Source organism: Rhodococcus sp. I2R (genome assembly GCF_020889545.1).
Classification (GTDB): domain Bacteria; phylum Actinomycetota; class Actinomycetes; order Mycobacteriales; family Mycobacteriaceae; genus Rhodococcoides.
Genome location: NZ_JAHUTG010000014.1, coordinates 52,349 through 74,231 on the forward strand (window position 1 = coordinate 52,349; position 21,883 = coordinate 74,231).

Below are 21,883 nucleotides of genomic sequence, written 5' to 3' on the forward strand. Positions count from 1 at the left end.
CTCTCCCCATGAACACACGGACATCCGCCGCCGAGATCCTCGATGCGATTCTCGACGGCGGATCGTTCGTCTCCTGGGACAGCACGCCGATCGACGTCGCGCCCAACGCCTCGTACGCTGCAGACCTCACCAAGGCGCGGGAGAAGAGCGGCGTCGACGAGGCCGTCCTCACCGGGCAGGGCCTGATCGACGGCCGGGTCGTGGCCGTCATCGCATGCGAGTTCTCCTTCCTCGCCGGCTCGATCGGAGTGGCTGCCGCGGAACGGATCGCCTCGGCTGTCGAGCGGGCCACCGCCGAGAAGTTACCGCTGATCGCCTCCCCCACCTCCGGCGGAACTCGGATGCAGGAAGGCACACTCGCCTTCGTGCAGATGGTGAAGATCGCCGGCGCGGTCACTCTGCACAAACAGGCCGGTCTGCCATATCTGGTTTACCTGCGCAATCCCACGACGGGTGGCGTGTTCGCATCCTGGGGATCGCTGGCGCACGTGACATTCGCCGAGCCCTTTGCACTCATCGGATTCCTCGGCCCTCGCGTCTATCAGGCGCTGTACGACAAGCCATTTCCCGAAGGCGTCCAGACTGCCGAGAATCTCTACCACCACGGTGTCATCGACGGTGTGGTGCCCGTCCCGAACCTTCGGCACCTGCTGGTCCGGGCCCTCCGCGTGGTCAGCGGGGACACCGACCTCCCGCACGAACTCGCGCCCGCACCTGCCGTCGCCGATATCCCGGAACACTCGGCCTGGCATTCGGTCATGTCATCGCGAAACCCCGACCGCCCAGGGGTGCGGCAGTTGCTCGAACACGCCGCCACCGAGCAGGTACCGCTCAGCGGCACCGGCCAGGGTGAATCCGACACCACTATCCTGCTGTCGCTGTGCCGTTTTCGTGGGATCTCGTGTGTGGTGTTCGGCAACGACCGCAGCGGTCACAGCGTCACCGCCACCATGAGCCCAGGAGCTCTACGCGAAGCGCGCCGCGGGATGAAGCTGGCCGAGGAACTCGGCATCCCACTCGTCCTCGTCATCGACACCTTCGGGGCCGCACTGTCCAAGGAGGCGGAGGAGGGCGGGTTGGCACCGGAAATCGCCCGCTGCATCAGCGATCTCGTCACCGTCGACACCCCGACCGTGTCGGTGCTGCTGGGCCAGGGCACCGGCGGCGGGGCATTGGCGTTGCTTCCGGCCGACCGGACGCTGTGCGCTCAAAATGCCTGGCTGGCCCCGCTGCCGCCGGAGGGCGCGAGCGCAATCGTGCACCGAGACACCGCACACGCCGCAGAGATGGCGGAATCACAGGGAATACGGTCGGTGGATCTGCTTCGCGACGGCATCGTCGACGCGATCGTTCCCGAGCACCCGGACGCCGCCGAGGAGCCCGTCGAGTTCTCGTTGCGCGTTGCCGGCGCCATCGCACGCGAACTCCGAGTCATCGCCCAAGCCGACTCCGACAGCCGCCTCGAGATGCGTATGTCGCGATACCGCAGGCTGGGGGTTCGTAACCTCGGGTGAGTCGGGCCTGGTTCCGAACCTGGCTGCACGGTTCGCCACTAGGCTGCATCCATGAGTGGTGAATACCGGACCGCATTCGACCGCAGCGTCTCCGACCGCGAAGGGTTCTGGCTCGACGCTGCCCGCGACATCGACTGGGAGAGCCCTCCCACCACTGCCTACGGCGAGGGCCGGTGGTTCCCCGACGGCCGACTCAACACGTGCGTCAACGCCCTCGACCGCCACGTCGACGCAGGTCATGGCGACCGGACGGCGTTGATCTACGACTCTGCGATGATCGGGGTCCAGCGCAGCTACACCTACTCCGAACTCCTCGACCACGTCGCGCGGTTCGCCGGAGTCCTCGCAGCGAACGGCGTCACCACCGGCGATCGCGTGGTGCTGTACCTGCCGATGATTCCGGAGGCGGTCATCGCGATGCTCGCCTGTGCGCGCATCGGCGCAGTGCATTCGGTCGTGTTCGGCGGCTTCGCGGCCAAGGAACTCGCGGCCCGCATCGACGACGCCGAACCCGTACTCCTCGTCACCGCAAGTGGCGGTTTCGAGCCGGGCAGGGTCGTCGAATACCTGCCGATCGTGGAGAAAGCGCTGGCCATGGCCACTGGCACGCCTCCGCAGGTCATCGTCAAGTCACGCGAGGGCATCGCAGGCGAACACTCCTGGCTCGATTGGGACGAACAGTTCTCCGACGCAACCGCAGCCGACCCGGTCACGGTGCAGGCAACCGATCCGCTCTACATCCTGTACACCTCCGGAACCACCGGAAAGCCCAAGGGCGTGGTGCGCGACAACGGAGGCCACGCCGTTGCACTGACGTGGTCCATGCGCAACATCTACGACGTCGGCGCCGGTCAGGTCATGTGGACGGCATCCGACGTCGGCTGGGTTGTGGGCCACTCCTACATCGTCTACGGCCCGCTGTTCGCCGGCGCCACAACCGTCCTGTACGAGGGCAAACCCGTGGGGACTCCCGACGCCGGTGCGTTCTGGCGCGTCATCTCCGATCACGGTGTCCGCGCGCTCTTCACCGCACCCACTGCGCTCCGGGCGATCCGCAAGGTGGACCCGCATGCCGCCGAACTCGAGAAATACGACATCAGCACTCTGGCAACACTCTTCGTTGCCGGTGAGCGCCTCGATCCCGACACGTACGAGTGGAGTTCACGCACCCTGGACCGGCCGGTCGTCGACCACTGGTGGCAAACCGAAACGGGCTGGGCGATCTGCGCCAACCTGCGCGGCCTGGAACCGCTTCCGATCAAATCAGGCTCGCCGACGGTGGCCGTGCCCGGATTCCGCGTCGCCATCCTCGACGCTTCGGGCAACGCGGTGGACGCCGGCGCCGAGGGCAACATCGTCATCGAACTGCCGTTGCCGCCGGGCACACTCGTCGGATTGTGGAACGACGAGAACCGGTACCAGCGTTCCTATCTCGACACCTTCCCCGGCTACTACCTGACCGGCGATTCCGGCTACATCGACGCCGACGGTTATGTCTATGTCCTCGGCCGAAGCGACGACGTGATCAACGTTGCCGGACATCGACTTTCGACAGGTTCGATGGAGGCCGTGGTGGCGGGCCACCCCGCCGTCGCCGAATGCGCCGTCATCGGAATTCACGACGATCTCAAGGGCCAGCGTCCGAGCGGGTACGTGGTGCTCAAATCCGGTGAGACCATCACCGAGGATCAGTTGCGTGACGAACTCGTCGCGATGGTTCGCGATCAGATCGGCGCGCTCGCAACCTTCCGTGACGTCACGATCGTCGGTGCGTTGCCCAAGACGCGATCCGGAAAGATTCTCCGCAAGACGATGCGGCAGATCGTCGCCGGTGAGGAATACGGCGTGCCGTCGACCATCGAGGATCCGGCGGTGCTCGATGCGTTGGAGAAGCTGCTGCGACACCAGTAACGGCAGTAATCCACGCAACGTTGTCCGAAATCCGCGCGCGCACAACCACGAGCCCGCAGTAGCGTCGTATCCCATGACAGACCTCGATACCGAACCGAAAACGGATTGGCTCGCCCTCGGCGCCGTCGCTGTGACGGTGTTGTCCTGGGCATCGGCGTTCGTCGCCATCCGAGGCATCGGGGAGTCGTTCGGCGCGGGCCCGCTCGCGCTCGGCCGGCTGCTGATCGGCAGCCTCGTCCTGGGCGCACTCGTGCTCTCGCGGGGCCGATGGGTCAAACCCAACCGTGCGCAGTGGATTCAGATCTTCAGCGTCGGGGTGTTCTGGTTCGCGATCTACAACGTCGCGCTCAACGCCGCCGAACAGCGCGTCGACGCGGCGACGACGTCGATGCTCATCCAGATCGGCCCCATACTCGTCGCTGTCTTCGCCGGAATTCTGCTCGGTGAGGGCTTTCCACGCTGGTTGCTGATCGGCGCTGCCATAGCTTTCGCGGGGGCTGTGATGGTCGGTGTCGTCAGTGCCGTCACCACCACCGACACCACTCGCACCGATCCGGGCTTCCTCGGTATCGCACTGTGCTTGGTAGCTGCGGCCACCTATGCCATCGGAGTGCTCAGTCAGAAGCCCGTGCTCAGATCCATTCCGGGGCTGCAGGTCACGTGGATGGCCTGCGCGATCGGCGCAGTGTGCACGCTTCCGTTCGCGCCGGGTTTGATCGACGACCTTCGAGATGCGTCACCGGCCGCCACCGGCGGTCTGATCTATCTGGGACTCGTCCCGACCGCGATCGCATTCAGCACCTGGGCCTACGCGTTGACGCGAATGGATGCCGGCCGGCTCGGCATCACCACCTATGTCATCCCACCGCTGACCATCCTGCTCGGCTGGGTTCTGCTCGGCGAGATCCCGCACTACCTGGCGGTCGTCGGCGGAATGATCTGCCTGGTGGGCGTCGGATTGTCCCGCAAACGCTAGAGGGACTTGAAACGCGCAATCGCCACTTCCCGCTCGTGTTTGTGGTCCACGATCGGCTCCGGATAGTCCTTGGGGCGACCGAACTTCAAGGTGTGCACCGCTTTTCCCTCCTCGCCGCGCAGTTCCGGCACCCAGCGTCGCACGTAATCGCCGGTGGGGTCGAACTTCTCGCCCTGCGTGATGGGGTTGAACACCCGAAAGTACGGGGACGCGTCGGTACCCGTCCCGGCGGTCCACTGCCAGCCGTGCTGATTGTTCGCCAGGTCACCGTCGACGAGTTGCGCCATGAAGTAGCGCGCCCCCCACCACCACGGCAGATGCAGATCCTTGACGAGGAATGACGCGACGATCATGCGGACACGGTTGTGCATCCACTTCTCGGAGTCGAGCTGGCGCATTCCGGCGTCCACGATCGGGAATCCGGTCCGGCCCTCTTTCCAGGTGTCGAAGAGCTCGTAGGCGTGTTCGCTGGTGTCGAGTTCGATCTTGTCGAATTTCTTGTCGTAGTTCTCCCTGGCACTGTCGGGTCGCTGAAACAATATGTCCGCGTAGAAATCTCGCCAGGCGAGCTGCTTTCGGTAGCCCGCAGCCCCCTCGCTGCGGAGCTTACCCAGGTCCGCGAGCATCGTGCGCGGGTGAATGTTCCCGTACTTGAGGTATACCGACATTCGGCTGGTCGAGTCGAGATCCGGGCGGTTGCGTTCGTCCTCGTACACCGAAACACGCTCGAGAAACTCCTTCCAGTTCGCCAACGCTGCAGTCTCCCCGGCCTCCACCGTCGACCCGTCCTTTTCCTCGGGGATCGCGGCACGGCGCGGCAACCCCGAGACCTGCGATGGATCGAGCCACTCCACGGTGTCCGCCGACGTCGCGGCGGGCCCTCGCCAGCCATGCTCCATCCACTGGCGGAAGTACGGGGTGAACACCTTGTACGGATCACCGTCGTTCTTGGTCACCCGTCCAGGCGCGATGGCGAACGGCGACCCCGTTGCGACGAGGTCGACGTGCTTGCCGACGCGTTCGTCGCGATCACGTCCGTACGGCCCGTAATCGGCACTGACATGCACCTCGGCGGTATCGAGCGCCTGAGCGACTTTCGGAACGACCTCCTCCGGATCACCCTTGACCACCAGAAGTCGACCACCGAGCTGATCGTCGAGTGCCTGCAGGCTCCGATACAGGAAATCTCGTCGCGGCCCGCCCGAGGTTTTCAGCAGTTTCTCGTCGAGCACGAACAATCCGAGAACGGGACCGGCGCCGTCCGCGGCAGCGGTCAGGGTCGGGAGATCACCTGTTCGCAGGTCACGTCGAAACCACACAACAGTCATGCATCCAGTCTTACCGGAGGAATCTCATAGATCTCCCATACTTGCCTCACTCGCTGCCCAAAATTGGGTTCTACCTTGGGAAACATGACAAACACAGCAACCCCGATCTTCCCCGGAGCGGCGTCGCTGGTGAACAGCACCTGCACGTTCGACGCGTTCTACGCCAAGCTCTACGCCAACGCGCCCGCAGTAGCGTGGACGCTCGACGCCGATCGCGACCGCCGCACCGCACTCGAAGAGTTCTTCGCCAAAACGCCCGAGGAGCGAGCCATAGCCATCGACAGTTGGGCTGCATAATTGCGGGTGTGCCCGACACTGCCACCGTCCTGATCGTCGACGACGACGCGGACGTGCTCTCTTCCCTCCAGCGTGGACTGCGCCTGTCCGGATTCACCGTCATCACTGCCGTGGACGGTGCCCAGGCGCTGAGCGTGGTCAGCCAGCGCGCACCCGATGTGGTGGTTCTCGACATCAACATGCCCGTCCTCGACGGGGCCAGCGTCGTCAAGGCGCTACGCGCCATGGGCAACGACGTCCCCATCTGTGTGCTGAGCGCGCGCAGTTCGGTGGACGACCGCATCTCGGGCCTCGAATCCGGCGCCGACGACTACCTCACCAAACCATTCGTCCTCGCCGAACTGGTCGCCCGCATCCGCGCGATGCTGCGCCGCCGCGCAGCAGCCCCGGCTGCAACCCCGGACGCCGACTCGGCCGTGGTGATCGGCGACCTCCGCGTGGACATTCCCGGATACCGAGCTCATGTGAAGGATCGAGAGCTCGACCTGACGAAACGCGAGTTCGAACTCCTCGCCGTGCTCGCCCGTAACTCCGGTGTGGTCCTCACCCGCGAAAGACTGCTCGAGCTCGTATGGGGATACGACTTCGTCGCCGATACCAACGTCGTCGACGTCTTCGTCGGATATCTACGACGCAAGATCGAGGTCGACGGTCAATCGCGCGTGCTGCACACCGTCCGCGGCGTCGGCTTCGTCCTGCGCGCAGCATCGTGAAGAGATCGAGTGGGTTCTCGCTGCGTGCCCGAGTGGCAGCTGCGACGGCACTCGGCGCAACCATCGTCGTCGCGACGCTCGGAGTCGTCACCTCCGTCGCCATCTCCCGAAACAACGTCAACAATCTCGACGACCGACTCACGACGGCCTCGCAGGTGCTGATTCCGAGTGCGGCCAGCCTCGAGCTGTTCCTGGACCAGCTCGCCAGCACCGGCGCGTTCGCCGTCACCATCAGAACCGGCGGATTGGTGGTCGCATCGACGCCGACGCAGCTGCCCGATCTCGATGAGGGCTCCCAGACGGTCGACGTCGACGGCGACCGGTTCCGCGTCTATACCTCGCGTGCGGTCTCTGCCACCGACATCGTCATCTCCATCGGTGTGCCGGCGATCGAGGCCCAGCGCGTCACCGACGACCAGCAACGCTGGGTGATCCTCGGCGGCCTCGCCGCCATCGCCGCATCCACCGGACTCGGCTGGGTGTTCGGTGGCCGCGCGGTGAAACCGCTGGTGACCCTGACCGAACAGGTCAGTGCGCGGCCGCCCCAACCACCCCAGACCCGAACAGGCGTCCGCGAGGCCGACGAGTTGGCCATCGCCATCGCCGATATGCTGCAGCGACTCAACGACGCGCAGGCCCGCACCAACGACGCACTCGGCACCGCCCGCGACTTCGCGGCTGTGTCCGCACACGAGCTTCGGACGCCGTTGACGGCCATGCGGACAGACATCGAGGTCCTACGCACCCTCGAACTCGAACCGCCGCAACGCTCGGAGATACTCGACGACCTCCAACGCACCCAGGGGCGCGTAGAAGCCACCCTCTCTGCGTTGGAAAGACTCGCATCGGGTGAACTGTCCAGCGAGAACGACCGCGTGAACGTCGACGTCGTGGAGATCTGCGATGTCGCAGCGCAGGACGCCATGCGGCAGAACCCGGAACTTGATGTGCGGATCGAATCCGACACGACCGAGTACATGCGCGCACTGCCGGCCGGTCTGCGGCTCGCGCTCGACAACGCGATCATCAACGCGGTCCGACACGGCGGCGCCACACAGGTGAAGATCACCGTTGCTCGCGAGGACGCCTGCGTCAGCATCACCATCGATGACAACGGCAGCGGAATCCCGGCGTCGGAGCGCACGTCGGTGTTCGAGCGGTTCTACCGCGGAGCGTCCGCAACGAAGGGCGGCTCAGGCCTCGGTTTGGCCCTCGTCGAGCAACAGGCCGAAATACACGGCGGCCGGGCGTACTTTGCCGACAGTCCACTCGGCGGGGCCCGGCTGGTGTTGGAACTCGCCGATCACGAGGTTCCCAGCGACACTGCCTGACTGCCGGCAAAGGCCGCGACCTCGATGGCCACCGCGGCGACGAGCAACGACATCGCGAAGCCCGGCAGCACTGAGGCGACGAGACCGATTGCGGCCGCCGCAACAATGTTGGCCGACATCACCGTCCACAGCATGGGCCGAAGAGCGAACCGCCTCGACCCGAACCACAGAAACGCTGCCCAGGCCGCGACCACGGACGCCACGGCAACCAACGCGATGGGGCTGACTTCGAGAATCGGGGCGAGCAGCGGAGTGAACCCCGCGACCAGCACTGCCGTCGCCGCGCAATACACCGCGTCCAGGCGGAGCGATACCGAGCCGATACGTCGACCGTCCACGAGTCCCCCTAAGCGTCGGCAGCAGCGGCTACTTGACGTCGAGCAGGTCGATCACGAACACGAGAGTCTTGCCCGACAGCTGGTGACCGTGACCGGCAGGTCCGTATGCCAGCTCCGGCGGAATGGTGAGCTGACGACGCCCACCGACCTTCATACCGGGAATGCCGTCCTGCCACCCTTGAATCAGGCCCTGCAGGGGGAACTTGATCGACTCGCCGCGGTTCCACGAGGAGTCGAATTCCTCGCCCGACTCGAACTCGACGCCGACGTAATGAACCTCGACATTGCAGCCGGCAACCGCTTCTGCGCCGTCGCCTTCGACCAGATCCACCACCACTAGGTCGGTGGGCGGAGGGCCGGCTTGAAACTCGATAATTGGCTTCGTCACGACGTCCACCCTACGGCGCGGCCGTCAGACTTTCGGAGCAGGTGCAGATAACGACGGCTTTCCCCAGCTAGAGGTGCTGACGGATGCTCCGGCGGTCAGCGAAGCCATAGGCTGAAAGTCTATGGCCGAAGAAACGAACCAGGAGGATCAGATGGGCACCACCCTCCGCATCAGCCTCGCGCAGGTCACGAGTGGCACCGAGCCGTCCGACAACCTGAAGATCATCGACAGTCACGCGCACGCAGCCAAGGAGGCCGGGTCATCTCTGGTCGTCTTTCCGGAGGCGATGATGCGGTGCTTCGGTGGACCGATCCGCGGCGTCGCCGAGCCCATCGACGGCCCTTGGGCGGATGCGGTTCGCGAGATCGCGCAACGTATCGGCATCACCGTCGTCGCCGGAATGTTCACGCCCGCCGACGAGGGACGGGTGAGCAACACCCTGCTCGTCACCGGGCCGGGCACAGACGCCCACTACGACAAGATTCACCTGTTCGACGCGTTCGGATTCGCCGAATCCGACACCGTCGCACCGGGTTCGGAGCCACTGACCATCGACATCGGCGGGGTCACGATCGGCTTCGCGACCTGCTACGACATCCGCTTCCCCGCGTTGTTCCAGAAGCTCGGCGACCTCGGCGCCGAACTGATCGTCGTCCCAGCCTCCTGGGGCAGCGGTCCCGGCAAGGTCGAGCAGTGGTCGCTGCTGGCGCGCGCCCGCGCATTGGACTGCACCGCATTCGTCGCCGCCTGCGATCAGGCCGAACCTGCCGACGCCGAGGGGGCCGCGCCGCGGGGCGTCGGACACAGCATCGTCAGCTCACCCGTCGGCGAGATTCTGGGCGAACTCGACGCGACGCCGGGCCTACTGACGGTCGACATCGACACCGGGCTCGTCGAGTCGGTTCGCAAGACACTGCCGGTCCTGGGCAATCGCCGACAGTTCTGAGCCGTACTCCCCTGACCCCCGCCGAAATCGAGGTTGTGTACCGAAAACCGCCGAAATGCGTACACAACCTCGATCTCGGCGGGAGGGGTGGGGACGACAAAGCCGCCGGCCCCGAAATATGGGACCGGCGGCTTCACGTACTGGTACTCAGCGCGAGCTGACGTCCTTGTAGTCGCGCTCGGTGTAACCGGTGTAGATCTGACGGGGACGGCCGATCTTGCCGCTGGCGTCCTCGTGCATCTCACGCCAGTGCGCAATCCAACCCGGCAGACGGCCCATGGCGAAGAGAACCGTGAACATACGCGGCGGGAAGCCCATAGCGCGGTAGATCAGGCCGGTGTAGAAGTCGACGTTCGGGTACAGCTTGCGCTCGACGAAGTAGTCGTCGGTGAGCGCGGTCTCCTCGAGCTTGAGTGCGATCTCGAGGAGCTCGTCACCCTTGCCCAGCTTGTCGAGGATGGTGTGCGCGGTCTCCTTGACGAGGGTGGCGCGCGGATCGAAGTTCTTGTAGACGCGGTGTCCGAAGCCCATGAGCTTGACGCCGTCTTCTTTGTTCTTCACCCGGCGCAGGAATGCGGAAGCATCACCGCCGTCGGCCTTGATCTGGTCGAGCATCTCGAGTACGGCCTGGTTGGCGCCGCCGTGCAGCGGGCCCCACAGTGCGTTGATACCGCCGGAGATGGACGTGAACAGGTTGGCGTTGGACGAACCGACCAGCCGAACCGTCGAGGTCGAACAATTCTGCTCGTGATCGGCATGCAGGATGAGCAGCATGTCGAGGGCCTTGACGATCTCGGGATCGATCTCGTACGGCTCCGCCGGGAACCCGAAAGTCATCCGCAGGAAGTTCTCGACGAGGCTCTTCGAGTTGTCCGGGTACAGGAACGGCTGACCGACCGACTTCTTGTACGCGTAGGCCGCGATGGTCGGCAGCTTCGCGAGGAGCCGGATGGTCGAGAGCTCGACCTGCTCGGGATCGTTGGGGTCCAGAGAATCCTGGTAGTACGCAGACAGCGCATTGACTGCACTGGACAGCACCGGCATCGGGTGAGCGTTGCGCGGAAAGCCGTCGAAGAACCGCTTGAGGTCCTCGTGCAGCAGCGTGTGTCGACGAATCTTGTCGGTGAACCTGTCGAGCTGGTCCTCGCTGGGGAGCTCACCGTAGATCAGCAGATAGCTGACCTCGATGAACGAGGACTTACCGGCAAGTTGTTCGATCGGGTACCCGCGGTAGCGCAGGATGCCTTCGGCGCCGTCGATGTAGGTGATCGCAGACTTCGTCGACGCGGTGTTGACGAACCCACCGTCGAGAGTCGTGTAGCCGGTCTCGGCCAGCAACTTCCCCAGCTCGATACCGTCGTTGCCGTCGGTAGCCTTGGCAATGGACATGATGTGTTCGCCACCGGGGTAGGTGAGGGTGGCTTTTGCGTCATTCTCAGCGGGCACGAATGGTCCCTCTCGAACTCATGTAACGGACAATTTCTTATCTCGATAGTGAAACTAGTCTCTCGGCGCCTCGGACGCCCACGGAGGGTCTGCACCCGGACGTGAAACCGTGACGGCTGCGGCCCGTGCGGCGAACCTCAATGCTCGTTCCCAATCTTCCCTGTCCATCTCACCCAGCGTGCCGGATGTGACAATGCTCTCTCTGACGAGAAAACTGAGCAGGGCGCCGTGCACGGTGTCACCTGCACCGATGGTGTCGACGACGTCGACGGGGACACCGGGGACCGAGTACTCGCCGGTGGCCGTGAAGACCGAGATACCGTCGCCGCCACGTGTCATGACGACAGCCGTCACCCCTTGCTCGAGCCAGTCGTCGACCGTCGTACCTTCTTCACCCAATCCCAGCCAGTGAGAATCGTCCTCCGACACCTTCAGGATGTCGACGGCCGGCAGCCACGTTCTGAAACGAAGCCGGAATCCGTCGGCGGTGATGTCGCCACTGGTGCTGTCGATCGCCGCCGGACGGATGTTCGGATCGACCATCGTCAACTTGCCCGCCGCGTGGGCGCGGTGAAGCAGCGCCGCATACATCGACGCACCGGGCTCGTACAGCAACGACAACGTCCCGAAGGACAGCACGTCGATCTCGTCGGGCAGAGCCCCGGGATCACGCACGAGACGATCCGCGGTGCCGTCGGCGTAGAACGAGTATTGGGCGCTGCCGTCCTCGGCGAGCGTGGTCATCGCCAGCGTCGTCGGTTCGTCGCCGCGTTGGATCCACGACGTGTCGACGCCCGCATCCTGCAGACTCGCGAGGATCTGCTCGCCGAACGGGTCGGTGGACACTCGCGACAGGAACGCCACCGACGACCCCAGTCGCCCGAGCGATACGGCGACGTTGAACGGCCCGCCGCCGAGCTTCGGAGCGAGCAGCGGCCCGTCGTGCACAGGCACTAGATCCACCAGGGCCTCGCCGCACACCAGAATCGTCATGCTGCGCGGTACTCCATTCCCCACGTGCCGGTCCAGGACTTGCCCGGCCCGAGGACCAACAGATCGATCTCCGAATTGAATGCGTCCGGCGGACACGTCATCGGCTCGATCGCCAACGCTCGGCCGCGATCGGGATAGGCCTGATCGTTCTTCGGGTCAGCAGTGAAGATCTGGACCCAGTCGAACTCGCGATCGGTCCACAGAGCAGTCGCGGTGCCGTCCGGGCCACGCAGTACGTGGTAAGCGCGGCCGGTCTCGTCGGGCAACTCTGCACTGAAGGGAGTGTCGAGCCAGACGCCCTCGAGCAGCTTCGGCGCCCGGAAGTCGAAGTCGGTGTCCGCGATGGCCACCGAGGGCGGGATCGGCAGGCTGCGCTTCGGATCGATCGGCATGCGCGTGCCCGCCGAGAATTCGAGCGTGCACTCGTCCAGGGGAACGTCCCCGACCCGGACGAAGGAGTGAAATCCCATTCCGTAGGGCGCATCGACGTCGCCGGTGTTGGTCGCGGACGCGGTCACGACGAGTCCGCCGGCGGTGAGCTCGTGCACCACGTTCACCGTTATCTCGAACGGCCAGCCCTGATGGACACCGATATCCACCGACTGTTCGACGCGGGAAGCCCCGTGATCGACCAGGGTCCAGTCCACGCGCCGCACGAATCCGTGGCTGGCGTTGTTCTTGGCGGGTTCGGTGATCTCGAGCTGATACTCGGCGCGGTCGAAGGTGAATTTCCCGTCGGCGACCCGGTTCGGCCACGGCGCCAGCACGAGACCAGCCGAAAGTGGCGGCTTGGTGCCCGCCTCCCACGTCTCGGTCAACGGCGAGCCGTCGTACTCGAGTTTGCGCAGGCCAGCGCCTGTCGACACCACGTCGGCCCGATACTTGCCGTGCGTCAACTCATAGGTCTGTGCGTCCGCCATGGCTGCCATTGTCCACCCCCGGGACAAGAAACCGGTCAAGGCTGAAGACGCGTCACCGTCGAGGTTGCCACCGTGAAACGGATCCTGTTGTGCAGGCGATTGCTGCGGCCCTGCCAGAATTCGACCGTCTCCGGTCGCACGACGTACCCACCCCAGTTCGGCGGCACCGGCACCACCTGGTCGGCGAACCGAGCCGTGACATCGGCCAAGGCGGCTTCGAGGTCCGCTCGGGAGTCGATCGGACGTGATTGGTTCGACGCCCATGCCCCCAACTGCGATCCGCGCGGCCGGGTGGCGAAGTACTCCGCGGTCGTCTCCGCGGAGACCTTCTCAGCGATACCCCGAATCGTCAGCTGATGCGCGATACCGATCCACGGGAACGTCACCGACGCGTACGGGGTACGCGAGAGATGCGTGCCCTTGTCGGATCCGTAGTTGGTGAAGAAGACGACGCCTTCCGCACCGAGCTCCTTGCACAGGACGGTTCGGGTCGCAGGACGGCCGTCGGCATCGACCGTCGCCAGTACCAGCGCGTTCGGTTCGGGAATCTGCGCGGCGACGGCGTCGGCGAGCCACTCCTGGGCCAGTGGCAGCCAGCCGTCGCGGAGCCGGTCGACGTCGAGATCGGCGTCTTCTCCGTAATCGACGCGCATGTCGGCGAGATGTCGTTTTTCGTTCCGCACGAACCCAGACGCTACTCCCGAGTACGACCGGCTAAAGTTCTGGTCGGACAAGCCCGGACGGTCCCGCGCGCGTGCATCACGGCTGGGTCGGGCAGCACGGCTACGAGGAGAGTCCCCACGCAATGGCTGGTCAACAGGTACCCGAAGATTTCGTCAGCGGCCTCGAAGGCGTCGTAGCTTTCACCACCGACATCGCCGAACCCGACAAGGACGGCGGCGCACTGCGCTACCGCGGCGTCGACATCGAAGATCTCGTCGCCAAGAAGGTCACCTTCGGCAATGTGTGGGCGCTGCTCGTCGACGGCCGCTTCGGCCCCGGGCTGCCGCCCGCCGAGCCGTTCCCCCTCCCGATCCACACCGGTGACGTCCGCGTCGACGTTCAGGCCGGTCTGGCGATGCTTGCTCCGATCTGGGGATACCAGCCGCTGCTCGACATCGACGACGCCACGGCCCGCGATCAGCTCGCCCGTGCCTCGGTGATGGCGCTGTCCTACGTCGCGCAGTCCGCTCGCGGGATCTATCAGCCCGCGGTGCCGCAGAAGAAAATCGATCAGTGCGAGACCGTCACCGCACGCTTCATGACGCGATGGAAGGGCGACCCCGACCCCGCGCACACCGAGGCCATCGACGCGTACTGGGTCTCCGCCGCCGAGCACGGCATGAACGCCTCCACCTTCACCGCACGCGTCATCGCCTCCACCGGCGCCGACGTCGCCGCGTCGCTGTCCGGGGCCATCGGCGCGATGTCCGGTCCACTGCACGGCGGTGCACCGGCACGCGTACTTCCGATGATCGAAGAGGTCGAGAAGACCGACGACCCCCGCGGACTCGTCAAGGGCATCCTCGACCGCAAAGAAAAGCTCATGGGCTTCGGGCACCGCGTCTACCGCGCCGAGGACCCGCGTGCCCGCGTGCTGCGTGCGACGGCGAAGCGACTGAATGCGCCTCGCTACGAGGTCGCTGCTGCGCTCGAGCAAGCCGCGCTGGCCGAACTGCGCGAGCGTCGCCCCGATCGCGCCATCGAGACCAACGTCGAATTCTGGGCCGCGGTCATCCTGGACTTCGCCGAGGTCCCCACCCGGATGATGCCCGCGATGTTCACCTGTGGCCGCACCGCCGGATGGTGTGCGCACATCCTCGAGCAGAAGCGACTCGGCAAGCTCGTCCGCCCGGCCGCGATCTACACCGGACCGGCCCCGCGCAAGCCCGAGTCCGTCGACGGGTGGGGCCAGATCATCTGATCCCCTCCCTCCCGACCGCCGCTACCGTCCAACGGTGGCGGCGGTGTGCGTTTGGGGGTTGTATTCGCGGACGCTTGATTCGCGCACCTTGCAGCCATCCGCGCACGTTGCAACCCGCGCGAACAACCGTAAAGCGCGCGAATGCTGCACGCCGGCTGAGGAATCGCGGCATCGTACCGGAAATTCACTTATCCACAGCTTCGTTATCCACAGCTATCGCAGCGGCCCGTCGAGCTTCAGCATTGTCGGCATGAACCTCGACGACGATCCGTTACTACTGCGTAGCCAGCTCGTACGTTCCGGATCGACCGACGGTGACATTCGATCCGCTACGAACAGCGGCTCCATCGAACGCCTACGCCGAGGTGCCTTCGCTCCGACCGCCCAGCTGAACTCCATGAGTCCTGACGACCGCCACCGACTGCACATTCGCGCACACGCCGCAGCCGCCCGCAGCGAGTTGGTGGTGAGCCACCAGTCGGCCGCCCTCTTGCATTCAATCCCGTTGTGGTCGCCGGACTTGCAGCGCGTTCACTTCACGGTGGACCGGCCGGGCGGTGGCCGCAAATCAGCTTCACGTCATCTCCACCCGGCGTTTCTGAGTTCCAAGGATGTCGTGAGCATTCAGGGAATTGCGGTGACCTCACCAGAACGGACAGTTGCCGATCTGTGCAAGACGTTGTCGTTCGAAGCTGCCGTGTGTGCGGCAGATGCAGCGCTCAATCGACGCCTGCTCACCGTCATCGGTGTAGCCGAAGCGTTGGGTCGCAGCGGAAAGAAGAGTGCGGTCAAGGCTCGCCGTGTACTCGATTTCTGCAGCGACCTCAGCGACAGTGTCGGTGAATCACGCAGCCGAGTGCGCATGCACTACGCAGGGCTTCCCCGTCCAGCGATGCAAGTGAATCTGTACAGCGAGTCCGGCCTCTTCATCGCCAGGGTCGACTTCTTGTTCACCGACCTCGGCGTGATCGGCGAGTTCGACGGGAGGGTCAAGTACTCGAAGTACTTGCGACCAGGACAGTCTGCAAGTGATGCCGTGGTGGCAGAGAAGAAGCGCGAGGATGCTTTGCGCTCACACGGGTGGATCGTCGTGCGCTGGACCTGGGCAGATCTCGAACACCCCGAACGGCTCGTGGAGAAGCTGAAGCGCGCCATCGAACTCGCCGCGACCCTTCCGGCGCCGCGCACCACCTTCGGACCGCCCGAGGCTTGATTCGCGCACCTTGCAGCCAACCGCGCACGTTGCAACCCGCGCGAACAACCGCAAAGCGCGCGAATGACGGGCGGGCGGCCCACGCGCGCGACGCGACCGCCACCATCCGCCGAAACCTGCGCGAAACTTGTCAACCAGCAGCGACTACCCTGTAGGGGCCATATTCCCTCGACGCTAGGATGCGCTGTTCAATGGCCGATACGCCGATCATTCCCGCTGATCTTCTGCCCGCCGACGGACGCTTCGGCTGCGGACCGTCCAAGGTCCGCCCCGAGCAGTTGCAGTCCCTGGTCGACGTGGGTGCATCCGTGTTCGGTACCAGCCATCGCCAGAAGCCGGTCAAGGACGTCGTCGCTCGGGTGCGCGGTGGCCTGCGAGACCTGTTCTCCCTCCCGGACGGTTACGAGGTCGTGCTCGGCAACGGCGGCACCACGGCGTTCTGGGATGCTGCGGCATTCGGTTTGATTCGCGAGAAGTCGCTGCACCTGACCAACGGTGAGTTCAGCTCGAAGTTCGCCTCGGTTGCCAAGAACAATCCATTCATCGGCGATCCCATCGTCGTCAAGGCCGACCCGGGCAGCGCGCCCGAGCCCACGTCGGATCCGTCGGTGGACCTCATCGGGTGGGCACACAACGAGACCTCGACGGGTGTGGCCATTCCGGTCAGCCGCCCGGCCGGTTCGGAGAATGCTCTCATCGCGATCGATGCGACTTCGGGTGCCGGTGGTCTTCCGGTGAACATCGCCGATTCCGATGTGTACTACTTCGCACCGCAGAAGTGCTTCGCCGCCGACGGCGGGCTGTGGGTTGCGTTGATGAGCCCAGCGGCACTCGAGCGCGTCAGCGAGATCGCGTCCACGGGCCGGTGGGTTCCGGACTTCCTGTCGCTGCCGATTGCCATCGCCAACAGCAGCAAGGACCAGACATACAACACTCCGGCGGTGGCGACGCTGCTGATGTTCGCCGATCAGATCGAGTGGCTGAACCGCAACGGCGGCTTGGACTGGGCCACCTCGCGCACGGCCGAGTCCTCGTCGCGCCTGTACGACTGGGCCACCGCGAGCGAGTTCGCCACCCCGTTCGTCACGAACCCGACGCATCGCAGCCAGGTCGTGGGCACCATCGACATCGACGACAAGATCGACGCCGCGCAGGTCGCGAAGATCCTGCGGGCCAACGGCATCGTCGACACCGAGCCGTACCGCAAGCTGGGACGCAATCAGCTTCGCGTAGGTATGTTCCCGGCCATCGAGCCGGACGACATCACCGCGCTCACCAAGAGCATCGATTGGGTCGTCTCCAACCTCGGTTGATCCGAGCGAACGACACGCGCCCCCGTTCGCTGAGCGCACCAATTGGTGCGCTCAGCGGGCGGGGGCGTCTGCGTTCGGTAAGCCTTTGGAGCGCAACGAAGTTGAGAGGGACAGCAGCGATCGTGTGCAACGGGCGAGAACGATGACTAGTGTTCGACTGGGCAGGATGCGTGTCGGACACGCGGCACAGATCACAGGTGGATTACTGTCGAGCAGGACGATATCGCGAGCCGGCGCGATGAGGAGGTCAAGGTGCGAGATCTACGCGTGATCGGTCTCGAACCGGACGGGCAATACGTGATCTGTACAGATCCCAAGACCGGCGACAAATTCCGGCTTCCGGCCGACGACAAGCTCCGCGCGGCCTCACGCGGCGACATCGCTCGACTAGGACAGATTGAGATCGAAATGGACAGTTTGCTCAGGCCCAAAGAGATACAGGCTCGAATCCGTGCAGGCGCCACCGTCGAACAGGTTGCGGCCGATTCCGGGATGGCATTGAGCCGAGTCGAGGTCTTCGCGCATCCGGTTCTGCTCGAACGGTCACAGGCCGCATCGATGGCTCAGGCCGGCCATCCGCTGCGCTCCGACGGCCCGGCGGTGCAGACTCTGGCAGAAGTGGTCGCCCTTGCCTTCCGTGGCCGCGGCCACCACCTCGACGACGCCACGTGGGACGCCTGGCGCGACGAGGACAACAAGTGGGTCGCGCAGCTGAAGTGGCAGGCCGGACGCACCACGAACAAAGCGCACTGGCAGTTCCTGCCGGACGGTCACGGGGGCACCATCACCCCGCTCGACGACGCCGCCTCGGAACTGGTCGACCCCGACTTCGGTCGTCAGCTTCGCGGACTCGCACCGGTTCGCGCACTCGAAGTTGCACCGGGGGACTCCGCTTCGGGACAGGAAGACTCGCAGCAGCAGTCCTTCGACGAGTACTACGGGACCACGGCGGACAGCGAGATCGACGGCGAGCTCGAGTCCCACAGCAGTGAGTCCCCCAGCAACGAGTCCCCCAGCAACGAGTCTCCGAGTGCCGAGTCCGCCCGCTCCGAACCCCGGCACGAGAGCGCTCCGGCGCCGAAACGCGACAAGAAGGGCAAGCCCGCGATGCCGTCGTGGGAAGATGTGCTGCTGGGTGTCCGCAGCAGCGGCCACAGCTGAACATGGTCGATTCCACGTCGATCAAGAAGGGTGCCGGGAGTGGGGGTCAAAGCATCAACCATCTGGTATGTCGACGCACCTGATTCGATGTCGCTGCTGCGGCATGTGACGTCATCCGACCAGGGGGCCGCGAGGGCGCTCGTCGAGAGTCTCTTCCCGGAATACACCGCGGTCCCGTCGAGTGAGACGTCGATCGTGGATGCGACCCATGCCTCCCCCGACGAGGTCTTCGTCGGGTGCTATCCGGGCGTGACCGTGGTGTGCGGGCCGAATTTGTCCCTGGCCAAACCGTCGTCGTTGCCCGATGTGTGGACGCGACCCTTGGCCTCGGACCGAACGTATCTCGTATCCACCGACCCGGAGACGGCCTGGGGGGCGTTCGCATACTGGGAGCGCGGGGCGTTGCGCCGCTCGTTCAGCGCCACACCCATCTACATCTACGAGGACACCGGGCTCCCGCTGGTGTGGGAGCGTCCGTTCTGGGCAGGTGAGCATCCGCTGATGTACCCACCGGGTGTCATGCCGGACCCGCAGTCACTGCCGTTCCATCCGCAGGAGTTCGCGGAAGCGGCCAACGCCGAGTGGCTCGGTTTCCGCTACACCGAAGCGCCCCGCGGCGAGGAACTCGACCCGCATTCGCTGCCGGTGAGCGGGTTCACCCTGTATGCGCCCGGGCAGTTGCCGCCGAATCAGCAGCCACCGTCGGTGACCGATTCGACGCCGCCGAAGCAGCCCCGACCTCGGTCCATCACACGGTGGTGGCGACGGAAATCCCCAGAGCCACGAAGCTGATCACGGCCCCGACGCAGACGCCGTAGACCGGCCATCGCCACACCGGGATCTTTCGCCATCGGAGCACGGTCGGCGCGCCGCCGCCGACGACGATCAAGTTGATCCCGATCGCGAGCAGGACGTTGATGTCGGCGAGTGCGCTTCCAAAGGCGGTGAGCGCGATGGCGGCGAGAATCGCCACCAGCACCGAGATGGGGACACCGGTGAAATAGACGTCCCGGTCCGTCATGCGAGTGATCCAGGTGCCTGTACGCGCACTCGTTCGTAGAATGCCATCGCGGCGGCGGTGGCGACGTTGAGCGAGTCCGTTCCCGGTGCCATCGGGATGCGTGCTCGCACGTCGGTGGCGCGCATCGCGTGTTCGGTCAGCCCCGGTCCCTCGGCGCCGAGTAGCAACGCGACCTTGTCACCGGTCATTGCCTCCGCGAGGGTCACTGCTGTCGGATTCGGCGTCAGCGAGATCGTCTGAAAGCCGCGTTCGCGCAGGATGGACAGTCCGCGCGGCCAGTCGGGTACGCGTGCGAACGGCACCCTGAGCACATGTCCCATCGAGACGCGGACCGCGCGGCGATACAGCGGATCGGCGCAGGCGGCGCCGAACAGTACGGCGTCCGCGCCGAGTCCGGCAGCGTTGCGGAACATCGAACCGAGATTCTCGTGGTCGTTGACGCCTTCGAGCACTACGACGGTGCGCGCGTTGTCGAGTACGTCGGTGAGCTCGAGTTCCGGTGGCCGGTGTGCTGCGGCCAGTACGCCCCGGTTGAGGTGGAATCCGATGGCTGCAGCCATGACCTCGGCGCTGGCCCGGTAGAACGGCACGTCGACCCCGTCGAGTCGTTCCCCGAGTTCCTGCAATCGGCGATCGACACCGAGGAGGCTGATCGGCGTGAATCTGGAATCGAGCAGACGCTCCGCGACGAGCACCCCCTCTGCGATCACCAAACCTTTCCCTTCGGGTAGATCGGGCCGCCGGTCGGAGGAGTTCAGATCGCGAAAGTCGTCGAGCCGTGGATCGGCTGGATCGTCGATGTCGATTACGTGTGCCACAGGTACATCTTGGCATTGGTGAGAATTGCGGCTTGTTGTGTAAAGCTGGATGGCGATGACTACCGACGAAACGATCACGATCAGAACCGCCACCGACGACGACTGGGATGCGGTCCGGCTGCTCGACGCCCATGCCTTCGGTGAGCACCAGAACTCCGAGGACCTGGCGGAGACGCAGATCCTCACGAGTTCGAAGCACGTGGTGATGGCCTGGGACGGGGACACCCCGGTCGGTGTCGCGATGCACTTCCCCATGTCGGTGACCGTTCCCGGCGGTGCCCAGGTCGAGGTGTCAGGCGTGTCGTGGGTGTCGGTTGCGCCGACGCACCGCAGGCGCGGGATTCTGCGTCGGATGTTCACCGAGCAGCACCGCAAGCTCGACGCCGCGGGCGCGCCGCTGTCGTTGCTGACGGCCAGCGAGGCAACCATTTACGGACGCTTCGGATACGGCCCCGCCACCGAGGAGCACACCGTCGTGCTCGATCGCCGTTTTTCGCAGTTCCACGCGGAGGTCCCTCCCGTCACCGGGGTCCGCCTCATCGAATCCGCCGAGGCGTCGAGGCTGCTTCCGGAGATCTACCATCGCTGGCAGCGAGTGACCCCGGGCGCACAGCCCAAGCCGCCGATTCGCTGGGAACGGTTCTTCGCGGACAGGGAGAACCGCCGGCAGGGGTTGACCGAGCTGTTCTTCATCGCCCACGCCGACGGCTACGTCGCCTATCGCCGCAGCGCCACCGAGAGCAAGATCGTCGTGCAGGAATTCATCGCCGTCACCGATCAGGCGTACGCCGAGTTGTGGCAGGTCCTGGCCGGGGTCGACCTCGTCGACACGATCGAGGTCAATCAGGCGCCCGACGAGGCGTTGCCGTTTCTGCTGACCAGTAATCGGTTGCCCAAGATCACCGGCCACTTCGACGCCCTGTGGTGCCGAATCATGGACGTCAAGACCGCCCTCGAGGCCCGCACGTACGGCGTCGACGCGCAGTTCGTCATCGAGGTGGAGGACCCGTTCCTCGACGCCGGTGGCAACTTCGACGTCACCATCTCCGGCGGTCGGGCGACGGTGACGCCCACCGAGGCGGCTCCGGACGCGAAGATGAAGCTCGACGTGCTCTCGGCCATGTACTTCGGCACGCACCGCGCAACCAGATTTGCTGCGGCCTCGCGCCTGTGGAGCAGGACGCCGGAAGCGTTGCACACCGTGGACATCGCATTCGCGACGGACCGTGCCGCGGTGCTGGGTTGGGCTTTCTAGGGAGCGCTCACCTGACATTAGTCATGAGCGGACCATGACTCCGTCATCGGAGTCGATGATGCCGTGCACTACTGGGC

22 protein-coding genes are annotated in these 21,883 nt (G+C 65.1%); 13 read left to right on the plus strand and 9 right to left on the minus strand.

Translation table 11 applies throughout. The features are described from left to right. Nucleotides 1-8: 8 nt before the first annotated feature. The 3 genes from KVY23_RS15880 (at nucleotide 9) to KVY23_RS15890 (ending at nucleotide 4,401) form a co-directional block, all read left to right on the plus strand. Nucleotides 9-1,514 (plus strand): carboxyl transferase domain-containing protein, encoded by a 1,506-nt coding sequence (locus tag KVY23_RS15880; protein WP_206510907.1) that lies wholly within the window; start codon nucleotides 9-11, stop codon nucleotides 1,512-1,514. 51 nt (nucleotides 1,515-1,565) lie between these two features. After that, the gene (locus KVY23_RS15885) at nucleotides 1,566-3,425 is read left to right on the plus strand and encodes a propionyl-CoA synthetase (protein ID WP_075837338.1); all 1,860 of its coding nucleotides are present in this window, start codon (nucleotides 1,566-1,568) and stop codon (nucleotides 3,423-3,425) included. A 73-nt stretch (nucleotides 3,426-3,498) separates the two neighbouring features. Next, on the plus strand, nucleotides 3,499-4,401 hold the full coding sequence (locus tag KVY23_RS15890) for a DMT family transporter (RefSeq protein WP_230557390.1): 903 nt from the start codon (nucleotides 3,499-3,501) through the stop codon (nucleotides 4,399-4,401). Here the strand turns inward: KVY23_RS15890 and KVY23_RS15895 are convergent. Next, nucleotides 4,398-5,729, minus strand: a complete 1,332-nt coding sequence (locus tag KVY23_RS15895) for a deoxyribodipyrimidine photo-lyase (protein WP_230557391.1) — start codon at nucleotides 5,727-5,729, stop codon at nucleotides 4,398-4,400. The genes KVY23_RS15890 and KVY23_RS15895 overlap by 4 nt on opposite strands. 84 nt (nucleotides 5,730-5,813) lie before the next feature. Between KVY23_RS15895 and KVY23_RS15900 the strand changes: the two genes are divergently transcribed. Genes KVY23_RS15900 through KVY23_RS15910 form a run of 3 tightly spaced genes read left to right on the plus strand, consistent with a single transcriptional unit; the run spans nucleotide 5,814 to nucleotide 8,070 of the window. Continuing rightward, nucleotides 5,814-6,026: a hypothetical protein gene (locus KVY23_RS15900; protein ID WP_230557392.1), complete on the plus strand. Its 213-nt coding sequence runs from the start codon at nucleotides 5,814-5,816 to the stop codon at nucleotides 6,024-6,026. Between the two features lie 8 nt (nucleotides 6,027-6,034). Then, complete coding sequence (locus KVY23_RS15905; protein ID WP_206510910.1) at nucleotides 6,035-6,739, plus strand: response regulator transcription factor; 705 nt, start codon at nucleotides 6,035-6,037, stop codon at nucleotides 6,737-6,739. Beyond that, a complete protein-coding gene (locus tag KVY23_RS15910) occupies nucleotides 6,736-8,070 on the plus strand; it encodes a sensor histidine kinase KdpD (protein WP_230557393.1) in 1,335 nt (444 codons plus the stop codon). Before KVY23_RS15905 ends, KVY23_RS15910 begins: the two co-directional genes overlap by 4 nt. Here the strand turns inward: KVY23_RS15910 and KVY23_RS15915 are convergent. Next, on the minus strand, nucleotides 8,043-8,408 hold the full coding sequence (locus KVY23_RS15915; protein WP_206510911.1) for a hypothetical protein: 366 nt from the start codon (nucleotides 8,406-8,408) through the stop codon (nucleotides 8,043-8,045). The genes KVY23_RS15910 and KVY23_RS15915 overlap by 28 nt on opposite strands. 28 nt (nucleotides 8,409-8,436) lie before the next feature. After that, on the minus strand, nucleotides 8,437-8,796 hold the full coding sequence (locus KVY23_RS15920; protein ID WP_075837390.1) for an FKBP-type peptidyl-prolyl cis-trans isomerase: 360 nt from the start codon (nucleotides 8,794-8,796) through the stop codon (nucleotides 8,437-8,439). A 121-nt stretch (nucleotides 8,797-8,917) separates the two neighbouring features. On the opposite strand from KVY23_RS15920, the gene KVY23_RS15925 reads away from it, so the two are divergent. After that, the gene (locus KVY23_RS15925) at nucleotides 8,918-9,742 is read left to right on the plus strand and encodes a carbon-nitrogen hydrolase family protein (RefSeq protein ID WP_230557394.1); all 825 of its coding nucleotides are present in this window, start codon (nucleotides 8,918-8,920) and stop codon (nucleotides 9,740-9,742) included. A 147-nt stretch (nucleotides 9,743-9,889) separates the two neighbouring features. Here KVY23_RS15925 and KVY23_RS15930 read toward each other — a convergent pair whose 3' ends face one another. Genes KVY23_RS15930 through pdxH form a run of 4 tightly spaced genes read right to left on the minus strand, consistent with a single transcriptional unit; the run spans nucleotide 9,890 to nucleotide 13,784 of the window. Next, complete coding sequence (locus tag KVY23_RS15930; protein WP_075837343.1) at nucleotides 9,890-11,188, minus strand: citrate synthase; 1,299 nt, start codon at nucleotides 11,186-11,188, stop codon at nucleotides 9,890-9,892. A gap of 54 nt (nucleotides 11,189-11,242) precedes the next feature. After that, nucleotides 11,243-12,181: a carbohydrate kinase gene (locus KVY23_RS15935; protein ID WP_230557395.1), complete on the minus strand. Its 939-nt coding sequence runs from the start codon at nucleotides 12,179-12,181 to the stop codon at nucleotides 11,243-11,245. Further along, the gene (locus tag KVY23_RS15940; protein ID WP_075837345.1) at nucleotides 12,178-13,110 is read right to left on the minus strand and encodes an aldose 1-epimerase family protein; all 933 of its coding nucleotides are present in this window, start codon (nucleotides 13,108-13,110) and stop codon (nucleotides 12,178-12,180) included. The genes KVY23_RS15935 and KVY23_RS15940 overlap by 4 nt, the downstream gene beginning before the upstream one ends. A 26-nt stretch (nucleotides 13,111-13,136) precedes the next feature. Further along, nucleotides 13,137-13,784 (minus strand): pyridoxamine 5'-phosphate oxidase, encoded by a 648-nt coding sequence (gene pdxH, locus KVY23_RS15945; protein ID WP_294637363.1) that lies wholly within the window; start codon nucleotides 13,782-13,784, stop codon nucleotides 13,137-13,139. A gap of 122 nt (nucleotides 13,785-13,906) precedes the next feature. On the opposite strand from pdxH, the gene KVY23_RS15950 reads away from it, so the two are divergent. The 5 genes from KVY23_RS15950 (at nucleotide 13,907) to KVY23_RS15970 (ending at nucleotide 19,504) form a co-directional block, all read left to right on the plus strand. Beyond that, nucleotides 13,907-15,025 (plus strand): citrate synthase 2, encoded by a 1,119-nt coding sequence (locus tag KVY23_RS15950; protein WP_075837346.1) that lies wholly within the window; start codon nucleotides 13,907-13,909, stop codon nucleotides 15,023-15,025. A gap of 250 nt (nucleotides 15,026-15,275) precedes the next feature. Continuing rightward, complete coding sequence (locus KVY23_RS15955) at nucleotides 15,276-16,238, plus strand: hypothetical protein (RefSeq protein WP_230557396.1); 963 nt, start codon at nucleotides 15,276-15,278, stop codon at nucleotides 16,236-16,238. Nucleotides 16,239-16,429: 191 nt separating this feature from the next. After that, a complete protein-coding gene (gene serC / locus KVY23_RS15960) occupies nucleotides 16,430-17,551 on the plus strand; it encodes a phosphoserine transaminase (protein ID WP_230557397.1) in 1,122 nt (373 codons plus the stop codon). A 252-nt stretch (nucleotides 17,552-17,803) separates the two neighbouring features. Beyond that, nucleotides 17,804-18,712, plus strand: a complete 909-nt coding sequence (gene sepH / locus KVY23_RS15965; protein WP_230557398.1) for a septation protein SepH — start codon at nucleotides 17,804-17,806, stop codon at nucleotides 18,710-18,712. A 39-nt stretch (nucleotides 18,713-18,751) separates the two neighbouring features. Next, nucleotides 18,752-19,504, plus strand: a complete 753-nt coding sequence (locus tag KVY23_RS15970) for a hypothetical protein (RefSeq protein ID WP_230557399.1) — start codon at nucleotides 18,752-18,754, stop codon at nucleotides 19,502-19,504. On the opposite strand, the gene KVY23_RS15975 is transcribed toward KVY23_RS15970, so the two are convergent. Continuing rightward, nucleotides 19,461-19,733 carry a DUF2537 domain-containing protein gene (locus KVY23_RS15975; RefSeq protein ID WP_230557400.1) on the minus strand — a complete coding sequence of 91 codons (273 nt, stop codon included), beginning with the start codon at nucleotides 19,731-19,733 and terminating at the stop codon, nucleotides 19,461-19,463. The two genes, KVY23_RS15970 and KVY23_RS15975, sit on opposite strands and share 44 nt — an antisense overlap. Further along, the gene (locus KVY23_RS15980; protein WP_075837351.1) at nucleotides 19,730-20,551 is read right to left on the minus strand and encodes an RNA methyltransferase; all 822 of its coding nucleotides are present in this window, start codon (nucleotides 20,549-20,551) and stop codon (nucleotides 19,730-19,732) included. Before KVY23_RS15980 ends, KVY23_RS15975 begins: the two co-directional genes overlap by 4 nt. A 55-nt stretch (nucleotides 20,552-20,606) precedes the next feature. On the opposite strand from KVY23_RS15980, the gene KVY23_RS15985 reads away from it, so the two are divergent. Then, on the plus strand, nucleotides 20,607-21,806 hold the full coding sequence (locus KVY23_RS15985) for a GNAT family N-acetyltransferase (protein ID WP_230557401.1): 1,200 nt from the start codon (nucleotides 20,607-20,609) through the stop codon (nucleotides 21,804-21,806). Nucleotides 21,807-21,883: the final 77 nt, after the last annotated feature.

Excerpts from the sequence above, each read along its gene's own strand:
- KVY23_RS15880 (WP_206510907.1), top strand. The coding sequence starts at position 9 with ATGAACACACGGACATCCGCCGCCGAGATCCTCGATGCGATTCTCGAC.
- KVY23_RS15885 (WP_075837338.1), top strand. The coding sequence starts at position 1,566 with ATGAGTGGTGAATACCGGACCGCATTCGACCGCAGCGTCTCCGACCGC.
- KVY23_RS15890 (WP_230557390.1), top strand. The coding sequence starts at position 3,499 with ATGACAGACCTCGATACCGAACCGAAAACGGATTGGCTCGCCCTCGGC.
- KVY23_RS15895 (WP_230557391.1), bottom strand. The coding sequence starts at position 5,729 with ATGACTGTTGTGTGGTTTCGACGTGACCTGCGAACAGGTGATCTCCCG.
- KVY23_RS15900 (WP_230557392.1), top strand. The coding sequence starts at position 5,814 with ATGACAAACACAGCAACCCCGATCTTCCCCGGAGCGGCGTCGCTGGTG.
- KVY23_RS15925 (WP_230557394.1), top strand. The coding sequence starts at position 8,918 with ATGGCCGAAGAAACGAACCAGGAGGATCAGATGGGCACCACCCTCCGC.
- KVY23_RS15935 (WP_230557395.1), bottom strand. The coding sequence starts at position 12,181 with ATGACGATTCTGGTGTGCGGCGAGGCCCTGGTGGATCTAGTGCCTGTG.
- KVY23_RS15940 (WP_075837345.1), bottom strand. The coding sequence starts at position 13,110 with ATGGCAGCCATGGCGGACGCACAGACCTATGAGTTGACGCACGGCAAG.
- KVY23_RS15950 (WP_075837346.1), top strand. The coding sequence starts at position 13,907 with ATGGCTGGTCAACAGGTACCCGAAGATTTCGTCAGCGGCCTCGAAGGC.
- KVY23_RS15955 (WP_230557396.1), top strand. The coding sequence starts at position 15,276 with ATGAACCTCGACGACGATCCGTTACTACTGCGTAGCCAGCTCGTACGT.
- serC (WP_230557397.1), top strand. The coding sequence starts at position 16,430 with ATGGCCGATACGCCGATCATTCCCGCTGATCTTCTGCCCGCCGACGGA.
- KVY23_RS15975 (WP_230557400.1), bottom strand. The coding sequence starts at position 19,733 with ATGACGGACCGGGACGTCTATTTCACCGGTGTCCCCATCTCGGTGCTG.
- KVY23_RS15985 (WP_230557401.1), top strand. The coding sequence starts at position 20,607 with ATGACTACCGACGAAACGATCACGATCAGAACCGCCACCGACGACGAC.